This is a genomic window from Brevibacterium daeguense (assembly GCF_021729135.1).
GTDB lineage: Bacteria > Actinomycetota > Actinomycetes > Actinomycetales > Brevibacteriaceae > Brevibacterium > Brevibacterium daeguense.
On the sequence record NZ_JAJTWW010000009.1, the window covers coordinates 18,904 to 39,892 of the forward strand.

Annotated in this window: 23 protein-coding genes; 11 read left to right on the forward strand and 12 right to left on the reverse strand. The window is 69.1% G+C overall.

The window, feature by feature from the left end:
- Positions 1 to 54 precede the first annotated feature (54 nt).
- A complete protein-coding gene (locus tag LXN01_RS08920; protein ID WP_236864319.1) occupies positions 55 to 972 on the reverse strand; it encodes a phosphoribosylaminoimidazolesuccinocarboxamide synthase in 918 nt (305 codons plus the stop codon).
- Complete coding sequence (gene purD / locus LXN01_RS08925; protein WP_236864320.1) at positions 969 to 2,267, reverse strand: phosphoribosylamine--glycine ligase; 1,299 nt, start codon at positions 2,265 to 2,267, stop codon at positions 969 to 971. The genes LXN01_RS08920 and purD overlap by 4 nt, the downstream gene beginning before the upstream one ends.
- 120 nt (positions 2,268 to 2,387) lie before the next feature.
- Between purD and LXN01_RS08930 the strand changes: the two genes are divergently transcribed.
- The 6 genes from LXN01_RS08930 (at position 2,388) to purM (ending at position 8,698) form a co-directional block, all read left to right on the forward strand.
- On the forward strand, positions 2,388 to 3,464 hold the full coding sequence (locus LXN01_RS08930; RefSeq protein ID WP_236864321.1) for an asparaginase: 1,077 nt from the start codon (positions 2,388 to 2,390) through the stop codon (positions 3,462 to 3,464).
- Entirely contained in the window at positions 3,461 to 3,859 is a 399-nt protein-coding gene (locus tag LXN01_RS08935; RefSeq protein ID WP_236864322.1) for a sterol carrier family protein, read from the forward strand. The genes LXN01_RS08930 and LXN01_RS08935 overlap by 4 nt, the downstream gene beginning before the upstream one ends.
- Positions 3,860 to 3,987: 128 nt before the next feature.
- Positions 3,988 to 5,433: an aldehyde dehydrogenase family protein gene (locus LXN01_RS08940; RefSeq protein WP_236864323.1), complete on the forward strand. Its 1,446-nt coding sequence runs from the start codon at positions 3,988 to 3,990 to the stop codon at positions 5,431 to 5,433.
- A gap of 131 nt (positions 5,434 to 5,564) precedes the next feature.
- Positions 5,565 to 6,023 (forward strand): hypothetical protein, encoded by a 459-nt coding sequence (locus LXN01_RS08945; RefSeq protein WP_236864324.1) that lies wholly within the window; start codon positions 5,565 to 5,567, stop codon positions 6,021 to 6,023.
- A 4-nt stretch (positions 6,024 to 6,027) separates the two neighbouring features.
- Complete coding sequence (purF, locus tag LXN01_RS08950; RefSeq protein ID WP_236864325.1) at positions 6,028 to 7,512, forward strand: amidophosphoribosyltransferase; 1,485 nt, start codon at positions 6,028 to 6,030, stop codon at positions 7,510 to 7,512.
- 1 nt (position 7,513) lies between these two features.
- Positions 7,514 to 8,698: a phosphoribosylformylglycinamidine cyclo-ligase gene (gene purM / locus LXN01_RS08955; protein WP_236864326.1), complete on the forward strand. Its 1,185-nt coding sequence runs from the start codon at positions 7,514 to 7,516 to the stop codon at positions 8,696 to 8,698.
- A 105-nt stretch (positions 8,699 to 8,803) separates the two neighbouring features.
- On the opposite strand, the gene LXN01_RS08960 is transcribed toward purM, so the two are convergent.
- The gene (locus tag LXN01_RS08960; protein ID WP_236864327.1) at positions 8,804 to 9,025 is read right to left on the reverse strand and encodes a DUF3073 family protein; all 222 of its coding nucleotides are present in this window, start codon (positions 9,023 to 9,025) and stop codon (positions 8,804 to 8,806) included.
- Positions 9,026 to 9,202: 177 nt separating this feature from the next.
- Between LXN01_RS08960 and LXN01_RS08965 the strand changes: the two genes are divergently transcribed.
- Positions 9,203 to 10,021, forward strand: coding sequence for a DUF8083 family protein (locus LXN01_RS08965; RefSeq protein ID WP_236864328.1), 819 nt, complete (start codon positions 9,203 to 9,205; stop codon positions 10,019 to 10,021).
- On the opposite strand, the gene ftsH is transcribed toward LXN01_RS08965, so the two are convergent.
- On the reverse strand, positions 10,022 to 12,067 hold the full coding sequence (gene ftsH / locus LXN01_RS08970) for an ATP-dependent zinc metalloprotease FtsH (protein ID WP_236864329.1): 2,046 nt from the start codon (positions 12,065 to 12,067) through the stop codon (positions 10,022 to 10,024).
- A 144-nt stretch (positions 12,068 to 12,211) separates the two neighbouring features.
- Between ftsH and LXN01_RS08975 the strand changes: the two genes are divergently transcribed.
- Positions 12,212 to 13,114, forward strand: a complete 903-nt coding sequence (locus LXN01_RS08975) for an alpha/beta fold hydrolase (protein WP_236864330.1) — start codon at positions 12,212 to 12,214, stop codon at positions 13,112 to 13,114.
- A 67-nt stretch (positions 13,115 to 13,181) separates the two neighbouring features.
- On the opposite strand, the gene LXN01_RS08980 is transcribed toward LXN01_RS08975, so the two are convergent.
- Together LXN01_RS08980 and LXN01_RS08985 are read right to left on the reverse strand one after the other, a co-directional pair.
- Positions 13,182 to 13,823: a M23 family metallopeptidase gene (locus tag LXN01_RS08980; RefSeq protein WP_236864331.1), complete on the reverse strand. Its 642-nt coding sequence runs from the start codon at positions 13,821 to 13,823 to the stop codon at positions 13,182 to 13,184.
- Positions 13,820 to 14,683, reverse strand: coding sequence for a CPBP family intramembrane glutamic endopeptidase (locus LXN01_RS08985; RefSeq protein WP_236864332.1), 864 nt, complete (start codon positions 14,681 to 14,683; stop codon positions 13,820 to 13,822). Before LXN01_RS08985 ends, LXN01_RS08980 begins: the two co-directional genes overlap by 4 nt.
- A gap of 210 nt (positions 14,684 to 14,893) precedes the next feature.
- Between LXN01_RS08985 and LXN01_RS08990 the strand changes: the two genes are divergently transcribed.
- Together LXN01_RS08990 and LXN01_RS08995 are read left to right on the forward strand one after the other, a co-directional pair.
- On the forward strand, positions 14,894 to 15,481 hold the full coding sequence (locus LXN01_RS08990; protein ID WP_236864333.1) for a hypothetical protein: 588 nt from the start codon (positions 14,894 to 14,896) through the stop codon (positions 15,479 to 15,481).
- Positions 15,482 to 15,564: 83 nt separating this feature from the next.
- The gene (locus tag LXN01_RS08995; RefSeq protein ID WP_236864334.1) at positions 15,565 to 16,275 is read left to right on the forward strand and encodes a DedA family protein; all 711 of its coding nucleotides are present in this window, start codon (positions 15,565 to 15,567) and stop codon (positions 16,273 to 16,275) included.
- Here LXN01_RS08995 and LXN01_RS09000 read toward each other — a convergent pair.
- The gene (locus tag LXN01_RS09000; RefSeq protein WP_272902359.1) at positions 16,270 to 16,899 is read right to left on the reverse strand and encodes an alpha/beta fold hydrolase; all 630 of its coding nucleotides are present in this window, start codon (positions 16,897 to 16,899) and stop codon (positions 16,270 to 16,272) included. The genes LXN01_RS08995 and LXN01_RS09000 overlap by 6 nt on opposite strands.
- A gap of 27 nt (positions 16,900 to 16,926) precedes the next feature.
- A complete protein-coding gene (locus LXN01_RS09005; protein WP_236864336.1) occupies positions 16,927 to 17,508 on the reverse strand; it encodes a dihydrofolate reductase family protein in 582 nt (193 codons plus the stop codon).
- 91 nt (positions 17,509 to 17,599) lie between these two features.
- On the opposite strand from LXN01_RS09005, the gene LXN01_RS09010 reads away from it, so the two are divergent.
- Positions 17,600 to 18,421, forward strand: a complete 822-nt coding sequence (locus tag LXN01_RS09010; RefSeq protein ID WP_236864337.1) for a helix-turn-helix domain-containing protein — start codon at positions 17,600 to 17,602, stop codon at positions 18,419 to 18,421.
- Between the two features lie 35 nt (positions 18,422 to 18,456).
- Here LXN01_RS09010 and LXN01_RS09015 read toward each other — a convergent pair whose 3' ends face one another.
- From LXN01_RS09015 to LXN01_RS09030, 4 genes are all read right to left on the reverse strand, one after another.
- Positions 18,457 to 19,047: a TetR/AcrR family transcriptional regulator gene (locus tag LXN01_RS09015; RefSeq protein WP_236864338.1), complete on the reverse strand. Its 591-nt coding sequence runs from the start codon at positions 19,045 to 19,047 to the stop codon at positions 18,457 to 18,459.
- Between the two features lie 193 nt (positions 19,048 to 19,240).
- Positions 19,241 to 19,615, reverse strand: a complete 375-nt coding sequence (locus tag LXN01_RS09020; protein WP_236864339.1) for a VOC family protein — start codon at positions 19,613 to 19,615, stop codon at positions 19,241 to 19,243.
- Between the two features lie 63 nt (positions 19,616 to 19,678).
- Positions 19,679 to 20,176: an SRPBCC family protein gene (locus LXN01_RS09025; RefSeq protein WP_236864340.1), complete on the reverse strand. Its 498-nt coding sequence runs from the start codon at positions 20,174 to 20,176 to the stop codon at positions 19,679 to 19,681.
- A gap of 333 nt (positions 20,177 to 20,509) precedes the next feature.
- Positions 20,510 to 20,959: a hypothetical protein gene (locus tag LXN01_RS09030; protein ID WP_236864341.1), complete on the reverse strand. Its 450-nt coding sequence runs from the start codon at positions 20,957 to 20,959 to the stop codon at positions 20,510 to 20,512.
- Positions 20,960 to 20,989: the final 30 nt, after the last annotated feature.

Here is a 20,989-nt window from a genome sequence, read left to right on the forward strand (position 1 = left end):
AAGCTCGGCATGGACAGCGCGTCGCTCACAGCCGGGCACTCACAGGCTCGGCATTCACAGCGGGAACTTCTCACCCGTGATCCGCTCGAAGGCCTCGACATAGCGGTCGCGGGTCCTCTCCACGATCTCGTCCGGCAGGGCCGGGGGAACGTCCTCGGAGTGCTTGTCCCAGCCGGAGGCGTCCGAGCTCAGCCAGTCGCGGACGAACTGCTTGTCGAAGCTCGCCTGGACCTTGCCGGGGGCATAGGAGGCCGCATCCCAGAATCGGGAGGAGTCCGGGGTGAGCACCTCGTCGGCGAGCAGGATCGACCCGCTCCGATCGCGCCCGAACTCGAACTTCGTGTCCGCGAGGATGATGCCGCGCTCCCGGGCGATCTCCTCGGCGCGGGTGTAGATCGTCAGCGTCAGCTCGCGCAGCCGTTCGGCGTCCTCGGCGCCGAGCATGTCAACGGTGTTCTCGAAGCTGATGTTCTCGTCGTGCTCGCCGACCTCGGCCTTGCGGGCGGGGGTGTAGATGGGCGGGGTGAGCCGGTCGGCCTCGCCCAGCCCGGCCGGCAGCCGGACGCTGCACACCGAGCCCGTGTTCCGGTAGTCGGCGAGCCCCGAACCGGTGAGGTATCCGCGGGCCACGCACTCGATCGGGAACATCCGCAGCGGCGTGCAGATCATGCCGCGCCCGGCGACCGCGGAGGGCACATCCGTGCTGGCGACATGACTGCCGACGACGTCGGAGAGCTGGTCGAACCACCACATCGTGAGCCCGGTGAGGATCACGCCCTTGTCGGGGATCTCGGTGTCGAGCACATGGTCGTACGCGGAGATCCGGTCGGAGGCGACCATGAGGATCCGGTCGGCCTCCTCGAAGGATTCGGCCCCGGCGGGGAGGTAGATGTCGCGGACCTTCCCCGAATACGCGTGGGTCCAGTCGGGCAGGTCGTACTCGGCGGGGCGGGGCCGTGCCGATTCGGTCATGAGCGCTCCTTCGTCTGCTGGCCGGGGACGACGACCGCTCCCTCGGCGGCGCCCCGTGCGATGTCCGTCCGGTGCTGCTCGCCGTCCCAGGAGATCAGGGACACGGCCTCGTAGGCGCGGTCGCGAGCGTCCGCGAGGCTCGGTCCGGTCGCGACCACCGACAGCACCCGGCCGCCGGCCGTGATCATCTCCCCGTCCGGGGAGGAGGTTGTCCCGGCGTGCAGGATCATCACGCCCTCGAGCGCCCCGGCCTCCTCGAGGCCGGCGATCGGATCGCCCGTGCGGGGCGCCTCGGGGTAATTCTGCGCAGCCATCACCACGGTCACGGAGGCGTCCTCGGACCATTCGAGGGCCGGGAAGTCGCCGAGGCGCCCCTCGGCGGCGGCGAGCAGCACCTGGGCCAGCGGGGACTGCAGGCGGGCGAGCACCGACTGCGTCTCCGGGTCGCCGAACCGGACGTTGAACTCGATGACGCGCAAGCCCCGCGAGGTCAGCGCCAGGCCGCAGTAGAGCAGCCCGATGAACGGCGAGCCGCGGCGGGCCATCTCGTCGACAACGGGCTGGGCCACCCGCGTGACGATCTGCTCGACCATGCCGGCGGGCGCCCACGGCAGCGGCGAGTAGGCGCCCATGCCGCCGGTGTTGGGGCCCGAGTCCCCGTCGCCGATCCGCTTGAAGTCCTGGGCGGGCTCCAGCGGCACGGCGGTGGTGCCGTCGCAGAGCACGAAGAGGGAGACCTCGGGACCGTCCAGGTAGTCCTCGATGACGACGCGGTCCGACACGCTCAGGCAGGATTCGGCGTGGGCCAGAGCGGCGGCGCGGTCGTCGGTGACGACCACACCCTTGCCGGCGGCCAGGCCGTCGGCCTTGACGACGTAGGGGGCGCCGAACCGGTCGAGCGCGGCTGCGGCCTCGTCGGCGGTCGTCGCGGCAACGGCCTCCGCGGTCGGAACGCCGGCGGCCTCCATGACCTCCTTGGCGTAGGCCTTCGACCCCTCCAGGGTCGCGGCCTCCTGGCCGGGGCCGAACACGGGGAAGGACGCGGCGCGCAGGGCGTCGGCGACTCCCGCGACGAGCGGCGCCTCGGGCCCGACGACGACGAGGTCGACGTCGAGCTCCTCGGCGAGCGCGACCGCGGCCTGCGGGTCCGTGCTGTCGAGGGGGCGGGTCTCGCAGATCAGTCCGATGCCCGGGTTGCCCGGGGCGGCGATCACGGCGTCGACCTGCGGGTCGCGGGACAGAGCTGCGGCCAGGGCATGTTCGCGGGCGCCCGGCCCGATGACGAGTACCTTCACGCCCTCAAGAGTAGTACGCCCACGCTCCCGGCCCCATGCCGTCGCCCCCGGCCCCCATGCCCTCGGGTTCCCTTCCCTCGGCCGATGCCCTCGGTCCACGCACATCGGTAGGGTTGGCGCATGAGCGATCCGCACCCCGAGACCCTCCGCGCCGCTGCCAGGACCCTCCGCGTTGCCGGCGGAACGTTCCGCGCCGCCGACGCGGCCGAACTGGCCATCGTCGAGCGCTCCGGGTTCATCGAATCCCGCCACCTGGGCTCCGCCGTCGTCACCGACCCGGACGGGCAGCCGGTCATCGCGGTCGGCGCCCCGAGCGAACCGGTCTACGCGCGCTCCTGCCTCAAGCCGCTGCAGGCGATCGCCTGCATGGAACTCGGCGTCGAGCTGCGCGGCGAGGAGGCCGTGCTCGCCACCGCCTCGCACCGGGCGGAGGCAGGGCACGTCGAGATCGTGTCCCGGATGCTGGAGTCCGGCGGTTTGACCGTCGCCGACCTGCAGTGCCCGTCCGTGCCGCCGGCCGATCGGGAGAACCGGATCCGCGCCCGCAGCCGCGGGATGGAGCGCTCGCCGCTGCACTTCAACTGCTCCGGCAAGCACACCGCCTTCCTGCTCGCGGCCGCCCGCAACGGCTGGGGCACCGACCGCTATCTGGACCCCGAGTCCGAGGTGCAGCAGCAGGTGGCCGCCACTGTCGAGGAGTTCTGCGGGGCGCCCTCGGTCCACGTCGGGGTCGACGGGTGCGGGGCTCCCGTCCACGCGCTGCCACTGACCCGGCTGGCCCGGGGCATCGGCCGGGTGGCGGCGGGCGCCTCGGAGTCCGCGCGCATCCTCACGGAGGCGGTACTCGCCCATCCGTGGGCGATCGACGGCCACGGCCGGCCCAACTCGGTGACGATCGAACGCCTCGGCATTCTCGCCAAGTTCGGCGCCGAAGGCGTCATGGTGATGGGCACGACCGACGGCTGGGCAGTCGCGGTCAAATGCCTCGACGGCTCCAACCGGCCCACCACGCTGGCAGCCCTCGAACTGCTCGCCGCCGCCGGGGCGGTGCCCGCGGAGCAGATCCTCCCGGTGCTCGCCGCGATCGAGCCCCAGGTCACCGGCGGGGTGCGGGCGGACGGATCGGACAAGGTCGTCGGCAGTCTGCGGGCCGGTGCCGGGCTGCTGGCGGCCTGCGGCAGGACGGTGACCGCATGAGCATCCGACGCAGGATCAACGAGGACAGGGGGCGCGAGGCGCTCGCCGCGTGGGTGCACGCCCGCCGCGCCGGCGCGGCACCGGTCGACCGCTCGGCGGTGGCGACGGCCGTCCGCTACACGCTCGAGGAGCTGGCCGCGCGCAACGAGGGCAATTCCGTCGAGGTGCGGGTCCCGCCGTTCGGGGTCACCCAGTGCATCGCGGGTCCCCGGCACACCCGCGGCACCCCGCCCAACGTCGTCGAGTCCGACCCGGAGACGTGGCTGGAGATCGCGACCGGGCAGACGGCGTTCGCCGAGGCGGTCGAGGCCGGTCGGGTCCTCGCCTCGGGCACGCGCGCCCAGCTCGACGAGGTGACGCCGCTGTTCTCCGCCGAGCAGCTGTTCGAGGCCTGAGGCGACCCCGGGACGGGGTAGGCTCAGGCCGGATTCCGGGGGAGCGTTCGCCCCGGCCCGGTGCTCTGCCGTCCACGATGCGGGTACTCGATTGCCCGGGGTCGGCCCGGGGGACGACAATGGTGGGCATGAGTGCTCAGATGACCCAGACCTCCTCCTTCATCGGCGGCCGCCACGTCCCGTCCCTGCACACGTACGAGAACATCGATCCGGCGACCAATCGGCCGATCGGCCAGGTGTCGCGGGCGAACGCCGACGAGGTGGACCGTGCGGTGACGGCAGCCGCGGGGGCGCAGCGGGAGTGGCGCAGGTCCTCCCCGGAGCAGCGGTCCCGGCTGCTCGTCGAGGTCGCCCGGCTGATCCGCGCCGATCGCGAGCGGCTGGCCGTGATGGAGAGCCAGGACACCGGCAAGCCGCTGAGCCAGGCCTACGCCGACGTCGACGTCTGCGCACGCTACTTCGAGTTCTACGGGCACACCATCGAGTCCTACTACGGCAGCGCCATCCCCCTCGGCGACGACATGCACGTCTACACCCGCCGCGAGCCCTATGGCGTGACGGGCCACATCGTGGCGTGGAACTACCCGCTGCAGCTCATCGGACGGGCAGCCGCCACCTCGCTGGCGACCGGCAACTGCGCAGTCGCCAAGCCCGCCGACGAGACTCCGCGGACCACCGTCCGGCTTGCCGAGCTCATCGATCAGGCGGGCTTCCCGGCAGGAGCCTTCAACGTCATCACCGGACTCGGCGCCGAGGCGGGCGATGCGGTGGCCAAGCATCCCGGCATCGCGCACCTCGGCTTCGTCGGGTCCACCGGCACCGGCTCGCTGATCGCGCACGCGGCCGCCGACCGCGTGGTTCCCACGGTCCTCGAGCTCGGCGGCAAGTCCGCCAATGTGGTGTTCGCCGACGCCGACATCGACGCGGCCATCCCCAGCCTGGTGCGGTCGATCCTGCAGAACGCCGGGCAGACCTGCTCGGCGGGCTCTCGGCTCATCGTCCACCGGGACGTGCACGCCGAGGTGGTCGAGAAGATGGCGGCCGCGTTCAGCTCCGTCACGGTGGGACGGGGCACCGATGATCCGACGCTCGGCCCGCTCGTGTCGGCCAAGCAGCTCGACCGGGTCTCCGGCTTCCTCGATCGGCTCGACGGCGGCGAGGTCGTGACCGGCGGAACGCAGCCCGACGGGCTGGCGGCAGAGCTGGCCGGGGGCGCATTCTTCGCCCCGACCCTCGTCAACAACGTCGATCCCTCCTCGGAGATCGCCCGTGAAGAGGTCTTCGGTCCCGTCGTCGTCGCCACCCCCTTCGCGGACGACGACGACGAGGCCGTGGCACTCGCCAACGGCACCGACTACGGGCTCGTGTCGGCGGTCTGGACGCAGAACCTCAGCCGCGCGCACCGGGTGGCGGCCGAGATCGAGGCCGGACAGGTCTTCGTCAACACCTACGGCGCCGGCGGTGGGGTGGAGCTGCCGTTCGGCGGCTTCAAGAAGTCCGGGTACGGTCGCGAGAAATCGATCGAGGCGTTCGACGAGTACACCCAGACCAAGACGGTGGCCATCAAGCTCTGAATCCGCTGCCCGCGCGGCCCGGCCCTGTGGTGCTTCGTGAGCCGAGTCGTCCTGCGGCCCGAAGGCTGAGAGGCGCTGCCCGGCCGGTGACCTACACTGGTCGGGCACATGACAGCAGCGCAGGGGAGTTCATGAAGGACACCATCGACGTCGCCGTGAGGCGGAGTCCCAAGTATCCGGCATTCATCGTCGTCGGGATCGTCCTGGGAATGGTGGCAGGCGGCATCCTGGGCCTGCTGCCGGTCGACACCAGCGAGCTCACCCAGCAGTTCAATCGTGGTTCTGCCGTCTGGCTGATCATGGTGGTGCTCGGGATCGTCGGCGGATTCCTCGGCGCCATCGTCGCGCTGATCCTCGACCGCCGCAGCATCAAGAAGGCCACGACGTACCGAGTCGCCGCCGAATACCGGGAGGTGCGCCGGCACCGCCCCGCCGCGGCGCCTGCGGACCCGGCTCAGCCGGACAATGCCGCCGCCGTGGACCCGGCTCATCCGGACAGGGTCGCCCCCGAGGCGCCCGCTGCCGGAACCGGACCGGACCAGGGTGGCCCGGCGACCGCCTCGGGCACCCATCGCGATATGGGAGAATGACGACGTGGCACGTGCAGATGGACTCCTGACCCATGACACCGACCCCCAGGACAAGAAGCCGCAGGACGAATGCGGAGTGTTCGGGGTCTGGGCCCCGGGCGAGGAAGTGTCGAAGCTCGTCTACTTCGGCCTCTACGCGTTGCAGCACCGCGGACAGGAGTCGGCCGGCATCGCAGCGAGCAACGGTGACCAGATCATCGTGTACCGCGAGATGGGCCTCGTGTCCCAGGTGTTCAACGAGTCCGACCTGGAGACGCTGCCCGGACACCTGGCGGTCGGCCACACCCGCTACTCCACCACCGGGTCGTCCACCTGGGAGAACGCCCAGCCGACCCTCGGCCCCACGCCCTTCGGCACGGTGGCGCTGGCCCACAACGGCAACCTGACGAACTTCGGGGAGCTGCAGGCGCTCGCGGACGAACGGCACGACATCCGCGCCCAGCTCGTCCGGCAGACCACCCAGAAGACCCACCGGACGCGCCCGTACCGGGACTCCTCGAACGACACCTCGCTCGTCAACGAGCTGCTGTCCTCGGGTGAGGGGGAGAATCTCACCGAGATCGCGCTCGAGCTGTTTCCCAAGCTCGAAGGCGCGTTCTCCTTCGTCTTCATGGACGAGCACACCCTCTACGCCGCCCGCGACCGGCACGGTGTGCGGCCGCTCGCACTCGGCCGCCTGGAGCGCGGGTGGGTCGTCGCCAGCGAGACCGCGGCCCTCGACATCGTCGGCGCCTCCTTCGTGCGGGAGGTCCAGCCCGGCGAGCTCATCGCCATCAGCGAGGAGGGCCTGCGCTCCTACACCTTCGCGGAGCCGGAGCAGGCCCGCTGCGTCTTCGAGTACGTCTACCTCGCCCGGCCCGACAGCGTCCTGGCCGGGCGGACCGTGCACTCCGCGCGCACCGAGATGGGCCGCGTGCTGGCCCGGGAGCACCCCGTCGACGCCGACCTCGTGATCGCGACCCCGGAGTCCGGCACACCGGCCGCAGTCGGCTACGCGGAGGAATCCGGGATCCCCTTCGGGCAGGGCCTCATGAAGAACGCCTACGTCGGACGCACCTTCATCCAGCCCTCGCAGACGCTGCGGCAGCTGGGCATCCGCCTCAAGCTCAATCCGGTCAAGGACAACATCCGCGGCAAGCGGCTGGTGGTCGTCGACGACTCGATCGTGCGCGGCAACACCCAGCGCGCACTGGTCCGGATGCTGCGCGAGGCCGGGGCCAAGGAGATCCACATCAGGATCTCCTCCCCGCCGGTGAAGTGGCCGTGCTTCTACGGCATCGACTTCGCCACCCGTGCCGAACTCATCGCCAACGGGCTCAGCACCGACGAGATCTGCCAGTCCCTGGGCGCGGATTCGCTCGGCTACATCTCGCTGGACGGGATGATCGAGGCCACCAGGCAGGATCCGTCCCAGCTGTGCACCGCGTGCTTCTCCGGGAAGTACCCGATCCGGATCCCCGATGACCCCGCCGCCGAAAGGACCTGCTGAGATGACCCGATCGCCGGAGGAGTCGACGCCAGGTCAGGGCGCTGCAGAGGACGCGGGTCAGGTCGTGGGTCAGGACGCCGGTCAGGTCGTGGGTCAGCATGCCGGCGGCGGCACCACCTACGCGGCCGCCGGAGTCGACGTCGAGGCCGGTGACCGGGCGGTCGAGCTCATGAAGGCCGCGGTCGCCGCCACCCACGGACCGAATGTCGTCGGCGGGTTCGGCGGCTTCGTCGGGCTCTTCGACGCCGCTTTCCTCAAGGACTACCGGCATCCGCAGCTCGCGACGTCCACCGACGGGGTCGGCACCAAGGTCGCGATCGCGCAGGCCCTCGACATCCATCACACGATCGGCCATGATCTCGTCGGCATGGTCGTCGACGACATCGTGGTCAGCGGCGCGAGGCCGCTCTTCATGACCGACTACATCGCCTGCGGCCGCGTGGTGCCGGAGCGGATCGCCGACATCGTCCGCGGCATCGCCGAGGCGTGCGCCGGCGCCGGAGTCGCCCTGATCGGCGGGGAGACCGCCGAGCACCCCGGCCTGCTGGGGGTCGATGAATACGATGTCGCCGGTGCCGCCACCGGCGTCGTCGAGGCCGACCAGGTGCTCGGCGCCCACCGGGTCACGACTTCGGACGTGCTCATCGGTCTGCCCTCCTCCGGGTTGCACTCGAACGGCTATTCGCTGGTCCGCCGCATCATCGCCGACGCCGGCTGGGAGCTCGAGCGCGAGGTGCCCGAGTTCGGTCGCACCCTCGGCGAGGAGATCCTGGTGCCGACCACCGTCTACACCAGAGCGCTGCTCGGCCTGCTGGAGCAGCATCCCGAGGCGGTCCACGCGATCTCGCATGTCACCGGGGGAGGCCTGTCGGCCAACATCGCCCGGGTGCTGCCTCAGGGTGTGCTCGCCACCATGCGCCGGTCGAGCTGGACGGTGCCGCCGGTGTTCGATGTCCTCGGCGAGCTCGGGGGAGTGCCGCGTGCCGATCGCGAGCGGACCTGGAACCTCGGTGTCGGCATGGTGCTGGTCGTCGACCGGTCAGCGGTCGACGGCGTGCTCGCCGCTGCCGACGGTGCCTGGGTGCTGGGCGAGCTGTCCGCCGACGACCGGACCCGCGCCTCGGACCCGGATTACGTGCAGGGCGCCAAGGGCGTGGACGGCGGCGCCGCGCTGCTCATCGACTGAGACCCCGGCTCATCGACGAGCGGCGGCCCTCGCCGGCAGAAAGATCAGGCCCTGCGCATCAGCGCAGGGCCTGTGAAGCTTTCGATGACTGCTCGTGGGGCGACGTCAGCGTCGGCTGTCGTCCTCGTAGTCATCGATGCTGTTGTACTTGGAGGCGTACTCCGAGTAGTCAGGATCCTCATCGTCGTCCTCGGCGTAGCCACCCTCACTGACGGGGGATGAGCTGCCGAGCTCCTGCTGGAGCTTGCTCAAGTCGGTTGCCGGGCTGTAGTACTTGAGCTTCCGGGCAACCTTGATCTGCTTCGCCTTAGCGCGGCCGCGACCCACAGGTGTCGACCCCCTCTGTCGTCGGTCCAGGGCGTGGCTATTCGGGGCCCCGGCATCCTGGGTTCTCTTCTATACGCCAGGAGCTTACCCCGTTGCGTCGGGATGTGCCATTTTGCGGACGGCGAACGAGACGGTTCGGAGAGCGATCACAGGTGCTTTCTCGCATAGGGTGGGGGAATGGCTTATCAGCGCGACTTCGAGGTTCTGCTTCGGATCTTCGAGCCTCTCGTGGTGCATCCGGAGCTCTCCGGGTACCCGGTGAGCGAGAACCGGGAGACGATCATGAAGCTGGTCCACGCGGACGCCGATTCCCGGCTGATCAGCATCCCGCCGGATCCGGTTGCGGACTCCTATCGGGGCACGCCCATCTTCATGTCCGCCGCGGACAGCGGCGACTCCTTCGACCGCGTGTGCCCTGCGCAGGACGACATCCGCAGCTGGCACGCCCTCGAGGCGCTCATCGAGAACAGCACGCGCCACGAGCTCGACATGGTGGTGCCGAAGGCAGCTCGACGGCGTGCGGCCGCCCACCGGGTGGAGTGGCTGCAGGAGGATCCGGACACTCGCGTCTTCACCCGCACCTCGGCGTGGGACGTGTCCCCGGTGTGGTGGCTGGCGATCGATCCCCAGCAGGACCAGGTCATCAGCGACGAGTCGGGCGAGGACGGCTTCCGGATCAGGATTCGCACACCCATCCTGACCGCCTCGGCCCGGGTCGACTGGGCTCTCGAGATCATCAAGGAGAAGTCGCGGCTGACCAGCGTCGTCGAATCCACCGAGATGTTCTCCGAGTGGCTCGACGTCTTCGACATGAACTCGATCCTCGAGCTCGATCTCGGCGGGATGAGTGAGGTGATCTGGCCGGACACCGGTGCCGAACTCGTCTCCGACTGGGTCGACTGCCTCAACGTCGATGACGAGGAGGGGGCACAGCGGGCCTTCGGCAAGTACACGCGGCTGTGGGAGATGCTCGGGCTCTACGCCCGCAGCAGCTGATCAGCCGCCGGTGCTGTGCTCACGGGAGCCGGTGCCGTGCTCGGGGGAGCCGGTGCCGTGACCTGGGGAGCCGGGACGGGCGCCGACCAGCTGCACTCGGGGACCCGAGCGCTCGACCCCGGCAGCCGCATACACCTGTGCCTCGTCCAGGCTCTCGTGCTCCATCAGCGCATCCACGATGGAGTCGAGCCGGTCGCGGTGCTCGCCCAGCAGTCGAAGCGCCTCGGTGTAGCATTCGGCGACGAGACGGCGGACCTCCCTGTCGACTGCGGCCAGCAGCTCGTCCGAGGCGCCCGCCTGGCGCGGGTCTCCGTCCTGCGGGTAAACCTGCACGGGACCGATCGCCTCGGACATGCCCCAGCGGCCGACCATCTGGCGCGCGATCGCGGTGGAGGTCTGCAGGTCGGACTCCGCTCCGGTGGTGATGACCCCGTAGATCTCCTCCTCGGCGGCCATGCCGCCGAGCGCGCCGATGATCCGTCCGCGCAGGTACTCGTAGTCGTAGCCGTAGCGGTCCGTGTCGGGAGTCGACAGGGTGACGCCGAGCGCGCGGCCGCGCGGGATGATCGAGATCTTGCGGACGGGGTCCGCTCCCGGCTGGAGCATCCCGAGCAGGGCGTGGCCGGCCTCGTGGTAGGCCGTGCGCATCCGCTCCTCCTCCGGCAGCACGATCCCGCGCTCGGCGCCGAGCTGAATCTGCTCCAGCGACTGGGCGAAGTCGCGGTTGGTGACGGCGTCGCGGCCTTCGCGAGCAGCCAGCAGGGCCGCCTCGTTGACGAGATTGGCGAGATCCGCGCCGGTCGCGCCGGGGGTGGTGAGGGAGACCTGCCGGAGATCGACGTCCTCGGCCAGCGGCACATCGCGGGTGTGCACCTCGAGGATCTGCTCGCGTCCCTTCTGATCGGGAGGGGAGACCGTGATCTTCCGATCGAACCGGCCCGCGCGGGTCAGTGCCGGGTCGAGCACGTCGGCCCGGTTCGTCGCAGCCAGCAGCACCACGCCCTCGCTTCCGGAGAAGCCGTCCATCTCGGTGAGGATCTGGTTGAGAGTCTGCTCGCGCTCGTCGTTCCCGCCCTGTACGCGGGCGCCGGACCGGGACCGGCCGATGGTGTCGATCTCGTCGATGAAGATGATCGAGGGCGCGGCCTTGCGCGCCTCCTCGAACAGCTCCCGCACGCGCGAGGCGCCCACGCCGACGATCATCTCGATGAATTCCGAGGCGCTGGCGGAGAAGAACGGGACGCCCGCCTCACCGGCGGTGGCGCGCGCGAGCAGCGTCTTGCCCGTGCCGGGCTGACCTTCCAGCAGCACGCCCTTGGGAGCCCGGGCACCCAGCTTCTGGTACTTCTCCGGGTTCTTCAGGTAGTCGACGATCTCCTTGAGCTGGTCCTCGACCTCGTCGATGCCGGCGACGTCGTCGAAGTCGACTCGCACCTCTGCGGGATCGACCCGGCTCGTCTTCTTCTTGCCGCCCATTCCGCCCATCATCCCGCCCATGGCCTTGGCCTGGCGGCGGATGATCCAGATCCAGAAGCCCACCAGCAGCACGATCGGCAGGAGAGCGATCAGCAGGTTGGCGAACCAGCCGCGCTCCTGGGTGACCGGCTGCGCACTGACCTGCGCGCCGCCCTCTTCGAGCTCGGCGAGCAGATCGTCCTGTGCGAACAGCGGTCGTTCGGTGGTGAACTGCTCGTAGGTCCCCTCCACGTCGGGATCGGGATTGTCGGAGGCCTCCTTCAGCACGCCCTGAATCGTGTTGCCGCGAGAGAACACCTCCTCGACGTTGTCGGCTTCGACCTGAGCGGTGAACTCGGTGTACGGCACCGTGGCCACCGGGGAGGCGATCTCGTCCTGGAAGGTTGTGAGCAGGAAGAAGATGAACCACCCGAGCAGGAACCACATGAGGATCCGCCACCAGCTGGGACCCTGCGGAGGCTGGTCCTGGACGGGCATTCCCTCCGTGCGCCATGGGCGCTGCTGGGAGGGGTCGGTCTTCGGGTCGCCGTCGTTCTTCTGCTGGGAGCCCGGTGCGGAGCTGTCTGCCATGCCCGTTCCTTTTCGGCCGGTGGTGCCACAGGTTTTCTGAGCCCAGCCTATGCGAAGGTGGTTGAAGCGCCCGCCGTCGAGCTGCAGCCGTGCTCGGGGCAGCGCTGGGGCGCACAGGGTCGAGGCGAGTGGAGCTGATCAGGGATGGGCAAGAAGGTCGGGCGCTTTCGAGGCCCGGACGGGCGCGCGGCGTACATCCGGGCGTACCGGGCCGCGGTGGCGACACTCCCGACTCCTTCGGACAGCTTCGATGTCCGGACGTCTCTCGGCTCCGTCCACGGCTATCGCTGGACGGGTGCGGACAGCGAGGCAGTGCCCGTTGCGCTCATCCCCGGGCGCAGCGCCGGCGCGCCGATGTGGGCAGACAACCTGGCGAGCATTCTCCGCGCCGGGCGGACCGTCTATGTGATGGATGCCGTCGGGGATGCCGGGCTCTCGGAGCAGTCCGCACCGCTGACTGCCTTCGCGGACCAGGCGATCTGGATCGAGGAAGCATTCCAGCGCCTGGGCGTCGACCGAGTCCACACGGTCGGCCACTCCTTCGGCGCGGCGACCGCGGCGGTGCATGCGGTCCACCACCCGGAACGCGTGGCGACACTCGCGCTCCTCGAACCGGCCTTCGTCCTCCGCCGGCCCCCGGCTGCGACCTTCCTGTGGGCGACGCTGGCGATCATCGGCCCCAAGAGCTGGCGGGAGCACGCTCTGGCGAAGATCGGCGGGGTGGATGTCGCGGACGTCCGGGCACGAACCCCTGTCGGTGAGATGATCTCCGCCGGTGCACAGCACTACGACAGCAGCGGACTCCCGACACCGCGCCCGCTCTCCCGCACACACCTCGAGCGGCTGACCATGCCGGTCTACGTCGCGATCGCGGGCGATCGCTCACTCGCCGGCGGCGAGCGGGCGGCAGCACGCGCGCGAACGCTCGCCGACGCGACCGTGGACGTGTGGCCGTCGACCACTCACTCCCTGCCGATGCAGGTTCCCGAGGAGCTCGCGCTGCGACTCCGATCATTCTGGGACCGCAGCAGCCCGGTGACCCGCTGACGCGATCTCTTCAGCGTGCCTGTTCTTCGAAGTACTCCCGCTGGGCGGGGAAGGCGTCACCTGCCGGTTACGGGTTTTCCAGACCTGCGTCGACGATCGCGTTGTTGCGGGGGAGGCTGCCCTCGAAGGTGATCGGGACGGCGTTGGCGCGGATGAGGTCACGCCCGTCAACGGCGTGCATGTGAAGATGGGGTTCCGTGCTGTTGCCCGAGTTTCCGCACAGGCCGATCCGGTCACCGCGGCGAAGCGATTGGCCCGCCTTCACCGCGACACTCGCCTGCTGCAAGTGGCAGAGGGCGACCACGACTCTGGTGCCGGGGCTGATGGCGGTCTCGATCAGAACGTGATTCCCGATGACGTTGAGCCACCCCCGCCTGAGGCGCTGTCGCTGAGTGAGTGCATAGCGCACGGAGGGTAATCCGCGGTAGGAATCGTGATCGGGTTCCGTGTCGTGCAGTCCCACGACCTCGCCGTCGACGGGCGAGGTGATCACGCGTCCAAAGCCGACGAATGTCGTTGGCGGCTCGGGGCGGATGAATGACCCCGGGGTGAAAGGTGCGGAGCGTCCGTTCTCATCCACCGGGACGAAATCAATCGCGTACGACAGGCCGAAGAGGGTCGTGCCGTGGCTCGGAATCCGGTTCGCCGGACTGTTTCGGACCCGCCACCGACCAGTGAAGGGATAGTCGAGCTCCAGTGGCTGTGTCATCTTCCCCTCGCTTCCTGACCACTGATCGTGGGAAGTGGTCGGTACCCGAGTCGTCCCTTCGTGGCGGCGATCGTGACGATCGCCAGCACTGCAAGTCCGAGGGCGGCCGGCCAGTTGCTCTCGACAGTTCGACCGGTGAGAGCTGCGGTGGCGAACAGTGCCCAGTTGACGCTGTTGTGCCCGAGGATTGCCAGCAGCACCGAGCCGCCTGAGCCGTTGAACAGCCACGACATGACGATCGACATGCTGACGATCAGCACGAGGTAGGCGAGGAACTGGCTCGGCTCGTGGCGTGCGGTGTCCCACTCGGCGGTGAGGAACAGCGGCGCATGCCAGAAGCAGTGGATGAGGCCGAGCACGACCGCCGCCATCACTGGGCGAAGCCGCGCTTGGAGACGGGGAAGGGCGAAACCCCTCCAACCCGGTTCCTCCTGCACCGGCCCCCCGAGAAGATAGATGAGATAGGTGGTGGCCAGTAGGCCGAGGACCGCGAAAGCGCCGTCTTCGAGGACGAGGGTCGTGCCGGGAAGAACAAGGTAGCCGATGCCGGTCACCGCCGGAATCAGGACCAGGGCGAGGAAGTACCAGAACGGCCGGGCGCGCCATTGCACCATGCGTCGGAAGAGCTGCTTGAGCCCGTCCCGGCCCTCCGTGACCCGGGTGACCACGAGCGCCGAGGCGAAGGGGCCGGCGAACAGCCCGAGTTGGTTGATACCGGCGACAGCCGAGAGCGGAAGCTCGAACGGGAGAAGGCCGACGCCGCTCTGGGAGAGCCACCACGGGCTCCAGAGGATCCACGAACCGAGGTAGGCGATTACGAAGAACGCTGTCAACGGGCGGCGTCGAACGGGTGCGAGCACAGACGTCCTTCATAGTCGACGAGCACGGAGTCCAGAAGGAGAGATGGATGAGCACCTCACCCGACCCCGCCACAACCTTCGCCAGAGTATCGGATCCGAGCTACGGGGCGAGACAACCAACCTTAACGCAATTTCTCTTGCAATAGGAGCTATGCGAGCGTACTGTCGTTGATGCGAAGAACCTCGCGTTACCACAATTGAGGATGTGCCATGACATCGATGAATCCCTCGACGGCCGTGGCCGCCGAGCGTGCAGCAGCTGCCCGTGTCCGGCGGCCGGCGTGGGGATACTGGCCCGCGGCGTTGGGGCTGACGGCTGCGATGTTCCAGATCATCACCGGAGTCACCGCTGATTCGGTGGCCATCACGGTGACGGCGGCGGCCAGCTGCTACCTGGCCGCCGCCGCGCTGGGCCGGCCGTGGGTCGCCTGGGCCGGGATCCCGGTCGCATCGGCCGTGGTCATCGGCAGCGAGCTGTCCGGCATCCCCTGGTGGATGGGCCTGACAGGCTTCGCGGCTCTGCTGGCGGTGGTCGGCGTGCTGCGGCGGGCCCAGATCCGCCCCCTCACCGCTCAGGGGCTGGCGATGCTCGCCTTCGGCGGCCTGGCCGTCGTCGCCGTGCTGGTCTCTCCGCGCTTGGGCCTTGCCGTGGCCGGCGTCGCACTAGCCAGTCATGCTGTGTGGGATTACGTGCACTGGCGGCGCAACACTGTGGTCCCGCGGTCGCTGGCCGAGTTCTGCTTTCTGCTCGACATCCCGTTCGGGGTCGCGGCCATCGTGCTGGCCATCGCCGGATGACTGATCTCTCGCCTCTCCTCGACCCACGCGTGCGTGCCGCAGTCGTACCACGTGATCAACGACCCATGAAAGGAGGAACGGCCATGCGTGATACAGCCGTGGCATTACTGGGGTGGCGACGGTGGGTGCCGTGGAGCGGCCGGGCCACGGGGGCCGATGGGGCGCTGATGGTGGCCATCGGCGTCGTGATCGCCCTCGGGTTCGTGATGCGGATGATCAGGCCCTTCCTGATCGCGTCGAACCCGGTGCTGCTCGAGTTCCTCAGCGGCGGACTGGCCGAGATCGGTGCGGCGGCCGCGTTTGCCCGGATCGGCGAGGTGCCCCTGTGGCTGGTCGTCGTCGCCGGCAGCGTGGGCATCATGAAGTTCGACTGGCTGACGTGGTGGGCCGGACGACGGTGGGGGCCGGGCCTCATCGGTTATTTCACCACCCGGGAGAATGCCGATCGCCTCACGGAGCGGGGCCGGCACCTCAATCCCTGGCTGCTGCGCCTGGCGGTCCTCGCGGCCCCACTGCCAGGCGTCCCCGGCGTGGTCATGACCATGCTGGCCGGCTGGACCGGCATGCGGCTCCGGACATTCCTGGTGCTCGACGCGCTGGGCGCCTTCGGCACGACCGCACTGGTGGCGGGCTTGGGCTATGCCCTCGGCCAGGGGGCTGTCGACGTCGTCCTGCTGATCGAGCGCCAGGCAGTCTGGGTCACCCTCGGCTTGATTGCCGTGACGGTCGCAGTGCCGATGGTCAAGCGCGCGGTGCGCAGGCTGGCCGAGTCCCGGGCTGTGCGCGCGTCATGACCCGGCCCGGCCGATCGGCGCGAACAGTACCGGGGGAGCGTTCTCCAGGAAGTCTCGAACAAGGGATGTCACCTGTCGGGGCTTTTCGAGCAGGAGCAGGTGGGACGTTCCCGGGACCACGGCCAGCTCACCACATGGCAGCGAGCGGTAGAGCGCGATCTGACTCTCCAGGGTGACGAAGTCGTCGGCGGTCACGATCAGCGCTCGGCCCGGGTAGGAGGTCAGGGCGTCCGTGGGCGCGACATCGTGGGCGGCCAGCTCGGCGACCTTGCGGACGATGACGGGGAAGTGCTCGCGGCCGTCGGGGGACAGTCGGGCGTACCGGTCCACGATGACGGCCGGGTACCCGGCGTCTGCAGCGTCGTTCGCGGGGGTCTGCGGGCGGACGATCCAGTCGTCGGCCCGCAATGCGGAGCTGATGATGATCAGTGAATGCACGAGCTCGGGCCGGCGGATCGCCACGAGGGCGGCCACGATCCCTCCGGCGCTGTAGCCGACCAGGTGCGCCGGCTCTCCAGCGACGGATTCGATGACAGCAGCCGCGTCGGCACTCATCTGCTCCATCGTGAACGGCCCGGTGTCGGCGCTGCTGCTCGGTGTTGGTGGTGGCCAGCGCGCCGCCAGTTTCCGGCTCCGCCCACCCCTGCGCTGTCAGTCCAGTGCGTACACGGCTGCCAGGGTGCCCTTGCTGGTCGTGGCGGTGCTCACGAGCCGCAGCGCCCGGGGTGCCGGCACGTCGCCGAACAGCCGCTTGCCGGTGCCGAGCAGCAGGGGGTGGATGAACAGCCGCAGCTCATCGATGAGTCCGGCCGTCAGCAGCTGGCGGAGAACGTTGCCGCTGCCGAGGATCACCATGTCTCCGCCGGTCGCGGTCTTCAGTCTGCGCACCGCCTCGGCCAGCTCACCGTGCAGCGGCACGGCCCCAGTCCAGTCCAGCGCCGGGCGGGTGCGCGTGGCGACGTGCTTGGGCGAGGAGTTCAGGCTGGCCGCCATCGGGTTGTCGTCCGACTGGAACGGCCAGAAGGCGGCCAGCTTCTCGTAGGTCCGACGCCCGAACAGGTACGCCGAGGTCGCACTCAGGCCTGCCGGATCCACGACCTCGTGCATGACGTCTCCGTACGGAGCGCCCCAGCCGCCGTGGTCGAAGCCGCCGTCCCGGTCCTCGTCGGGGGAGCCCAGCCCCTGCATCACGCCGTCGACGCTCAGGAACTCCACGGCTACCAGCTTGCTCATGATCCTCACTCCATTCGTGTCGCCTGCTCTCCATGCTCTGTTCCGGACTCCGGCTGTGGCTTGAACAAATCTGACCGGCGATACTGGATGCATGGCGATCCCGGAGCTGGTGCGGCACCGTCCGCACCCCAGCCTGGCCGGGCTGGTGGCGGGGATTGTCGGCCTGTCCGAGCTTGCCGACGATCCCGTCGAACGACGCCAGCCGGCCGGCAGCCTGCTGCCCCTGGTCGTGTCGTTCGGTGATCCCCTGGAGGTCGTCAGCCTTTCAGACGGCGAGGGGACGGGCCGCTACTCCTCGTTCATCGCCGGATTCATGCCCGGCCATGCGACCACGCGCTTCGTCGGCACCCAGCGCTGCGTGCAGGTCTACCTGACCCCGCTGGGCGCCTATCGTCTGCTCGGCCTTCCGGGGCAGGACCTCGCACGGCGCGTGACCAGCCTGGACGCAGCCGCCCCGTTCCTCGGCGGCTCGCTGCCCGAGCGCCTCGCGGAGACCGCGACGTGGGCCGGCCGGATCGGCGCGGTAGAGCAGGCCCTGCTCTCGGCCCTCGATGCAGGTCCCGAGGCGGAGCCGGTCGTGGCCTGGCTGTGGAACCGGATCTGCCGCTCCGGAGGCCGTGCCCGGATCGACAACCTGGTCAATCAGACTGGGTGGAGCCATCGCTACGTGGCGACCCGTTTCCGGGATCAGATCGGATTGTCACCCAAGGCCGCCTCGGGCATAGTTCGGTTCGAGCGCGCGACGGCCGATCTCGGCCGAGGGGCGCTGGCCGAACTCGCGGCCGCGCACGGGTATGCCGACCAGAGCCACTTCACCCGGGAGGTGGTCCGCTATTCCGGTGAGCCGCCGCGGGCTCTGCTGGCGGCGCAGCGCCCCACGGCGTACACCGCCCTCGGTGCCGGACCTCCCTGAGTCCACCGCAATGGCGGTCTGGGTCGGAGTCGTCGTCAGGTGCTTCTCTGCTCGGAGTTCTCCACGACGTCGAGTAGGCGATCGACGAGCCGCGAGGAATCGGCCACGGACATGGGCTCGGTGAAGAGCGCGTAGAAGTACAGCGGTGCTACGACGATCTCGAGAAGCTGCTCAAGAGTCGGCACGGCTTCGCCTCGGGCCTCGGCCCGGTCGAGCATCACCTGGAGCTGCCGACTGCGCTCGACGAACGCCGCCGACGTCTCCCGCGGCTCACCGGGGCGCATCTCAAGGACCACGGCACGCAGGATGAGGGGGACGAGGTGGTCTGCCAGGGGCTCGGCGACGGCCGCGGCGTACAGCCGGAGGTCCTCGCGCAGGGAACCGGTGTCGGGCAGTGCCGCGGTCGTGGCCGACCACTCGTTGACCACGTCGGTCAGCAGACCGGACATGGTGCCCCAGCGCCGGTAGATCGTGGCTTGGTGCACCCCGGATGCCTCTGCCACCAAGGGGACGCTCAACTCCTCCCACTGGTGCTTCTCCAGCAGCTCGAGCGCCGCGGCGTGCACCGCGGCGCGCACCCGGGCGGAGCGCCCGCCGGGGCGCTGCATCGTTCGACCGTCGTCCATGCGGACACATTACCGCGAAACTCATTGCGTTAGTGCTCGGGTGAGCGCTGTGCGAGACCCTCCGCACGAACCTTCCTCGATGGCATTGCCAGTCAGCAGGCCGTACGGCGCTCGAACAGGCTGGCGTCCTTCGGGTGAGAGCGCTGTGTCGGCTCCGACTCCTGATCGACAATCTGCCGATCAGCCTCATCCCTCACAGGTAGGGGCGGGTGATCAGCTCAAGGTAATGCCCTGATGGATCGAGGAGGTAGACCCCACGGCCACCGTGCTCATGGTTGATCTCTCCTGGCCGAGATCGCTGGGGATCCGCCCAGTGGACCCGGCCGCTGTCGGTGATCATGGCGTAGGCCCGGTCGAAGTGCGCGTCGTCGAGCAGGTAGGCATAGTGCTGGGGAGGGAACTCCATCGGCGGGGTGGCGAACTGCAGCAGTACACCGTGCCCGATCTGCAGGTTGACGAAAGGGCCCCAGGATGGGGCCTCATCCGCCTCCAGCAGGTCCTGATAGAACCCGGCCATCTCGGCAGGATTCGTCGAGGCGATGATCGTGTGGTTGAAATGCGCTGTCATGGTTCTCCTTGAGGCGTCTGAATTCCTACTGGTGGGTGCGGTCATGGGAGCTAGGGCGGGTCGTCAGCGTGCTTGTTCTTCGAAGTACTCCCGCTGGGCGGGGAAATAGTCGTCGAAACTTGGCATCGGCGAGCGGTTGATCGACGCGAGGAGCTGATCGAGGTAGTACTCCCAACCAGGACCGATCTCGCCGATGGATGCCGGATCGACGCGGTGCATGACGAAACGCAAATCTGTTCGGTCCGCAGCACTGGTGAGTTCGATGGAGACGTCCCAGTAGCCGCTCTCGTCGATGGCCAGGACCCTGAGGCGGTTGGGAGCGTCGCATTCGGTGATCTGGACCTCTGCCCAGGGTGCATCGTCCTCGAAGCCGAGTTGGAGCTTGACCGTTTCTCCGACGGCACCGGTGCCTGTCCATCGGCCGATCCAGCGTGCGGTGCGCTCGGGTTCGGTGATGCTGGTCCACACGTCCCGGATCGGTCGCGGCAGAGTGCGGGTGAGGATGAGGTCGTCTCCGTCGGGGGTGGCCACGAGTCGGCCGGTCGGCGTGGGTGTGTTCACGATGTTCTCCTTGGTGTCGTCAGATCATGCATTCTCACGAGTCGATCTGCTGAGCTCGGCGAGGAGCGCGAACCCGTGGCGGTCGATGGATGCTGAGGTCGCCGACAGGATGACTGCGCCGGTGTCTGCGGTTCGATCGAGTCCCAGCCAGGACCGGAAGCCACCGGACCCGCCGTTGTGCCAGGTGACTTCGCGTCCGTCCAGTTCGGTGGTGACCCGGCATGACGGCGGTCCCCGACGGAGTTGCCGTGACGGCGGCGAACACCGGGTGACGGGACCCGAGCAGCCCGCCGACCTTCTCCGCAAGGTCGGAGTCGCTGCAGACCCTGCTCATCACGGGGTGCCCTCCGCTGGTGTCGGTGACATCTGGTCGTGCCACCCGCCGGCGACCATGGTCTGGAACTTCCATCCCTCGGCGGTGCGGATCAGCAGGTCGCCGTACCGCATCTGCTGGGTGAACCCGTTCACAGTGAAGGACGCATCGGAGACTACGAAGCACAGAGCCGGCGACAGGAAGATCGGCTGCCGCCTGGATTCCATCGTGACCTCGTCGTCGCTGATGACCTGGGCCATCTGGGCGAAGTACTGGCTCCGGTCGAGCAGGCCGGCCATGCCGTGGCCGTTGGCGTCATCGGTCACCTCGTTGAGGGGGAAGGCGGCCAGGTCCGCCATCGCCTCCAGGTCCTTGCTCGCTGCGAACCGGTCGTACTGCGCGAACCAGTCCAGGACCTCCTGGATCAGTTCCGGGGTTGCGGCCGGGCCGGCCAGGATTGTGTTCTCCATTGGAGTCTCCATTTCAGTGGGCATTCGGTC

What these genes read in the sequence shown, in the direction of transcription:
- LXN01_RS08990 (WP_236864333.1), top strand. Translation starts at nt 14,894, where the DNA reads ATGACATCGATGAATCCCTCGACGGCCGTGGCCGCCGAGCGTGCAGCA.
- LXN01_RS09015 (WP_236864338.1), bottom strand. Translation starts at nt 19,047, where the DNA reads ATGGACGACGGTCGAACGATGCAGCGCCCCGGCGGGCGCTCCGCCCGG.
- LXN01_RS08945 (WP_236864324.1), top strand. Translation starts at nt 5,565, where the DNA reads ATGAAGGACACCATCGACGTCGCCGTGAGGCGGAGTCCCAAGTATCCG.
- LXN01_RS08920 (WP_236864319.1), bottom strand. Translation starts at nt 972, where the DNA reads ATGACCGAATCGGCACGGCCCCGCCCCGCCGAGTACGACCTGCCCGAC.
- LXN01_RS08980 (WP_236864331.1), bottom strand. Translation starts at nt 13,823, where the DNA reads ATGACACAGCCACTGGAGCTCGACTATCCCTTCACTGGTCGGTGGCGG.
- purM (WP_236864326.1), top strand. Translation starts at nt 7,514, where the DNA reads ATGACCCGATCGCCGGAGGAGTCGACGCCAGGTCAGGGCGCTGCAGAG.
- LXN01_RS08935 (WP_236864322.1), top strand. Translation starts at nt 3,461, where the DNA reads ATGAGCATCCGACGCAGGATCAACGAGGACAGGGGGCGCGAGGCGCTC.
- LXN01_RS08940 (WP_236864323.1), top strand. Translation starts at nt 3,988, where the DNA reads ATGAGTGCTCAGATGACCCAGACCTCCTCCTTCATCGGCGGCCGCCAC.
- LXN01_RS09020 (WP_236864339.1), bottom strand. Translation starts at nt 19,615, where the DNA reads ATGACAGCGCATTTCAACCACACGATCATCGCCTCGACGAATCCTGCC.
- LXN01_RS09010 (WP_236864337.1), top strand. Translation starts at nt 17,600, where the DNA reads ATGGCGATCCCGGAGCTGGTGCGGCACCGTCCGCACCCCAGCCTGGCC.
- LXN01_RS08995 (WP_236864334.1), top strand. Translation starts at nt 15,565, where the DNA reads ATGCGTGATACAGCCGTGGCATTACTGGGGTGGCGACGGTGGGTGCCG.
- LXN01_RS08965 (WP_236864328.1), top strand. Translation starts at nt 9,203, where the DNA reads ATGGCTTATCAGCGCGACTTCGAGGTTCTGCTTCGGATCTTCGAGCCT.
- LXN01_RS09030 (WP_236864341.1), bottom strand. Translation starts at nt 20,959, where the DNA reads ATGGAGAACACAATCCTGGCCGGCCCGGCCGCAACCCCGGAACTGATC.
- LXN01_RS09005 (WP_236864336.1), bottom strand. Translation starts at nt 17,508, where the DNA reads ATGAGCAAGCTGGTAGCCGTGGAGTTCCTGAGCGTCGACGGCGTGATG.
- ftsH (WP_236864329.1), bottom strand. Translation starts at nt 12,067, where the DNA reads ATGGCAGACAGCTCCGCACCGGGCTCCCAGCAGAAGAACGACGGCGAC.
- LXN01_RS08930 (WP_236864321.1), top strand. Translation starts at nt 2,388, where the DNA reads ATGAGCGATCCGCACCCCGAGACCCTCCGCGCCGCTGCCAGGACCCTC.
- LXN01_RS08975 (WP_236864330.1), top strand. Translation starts at nt 12,212, where the DNA reads ATGGGCAAGAAGGTCGGGCGCTTTCGAGGCCCGGACGGGCGCGCGGCG.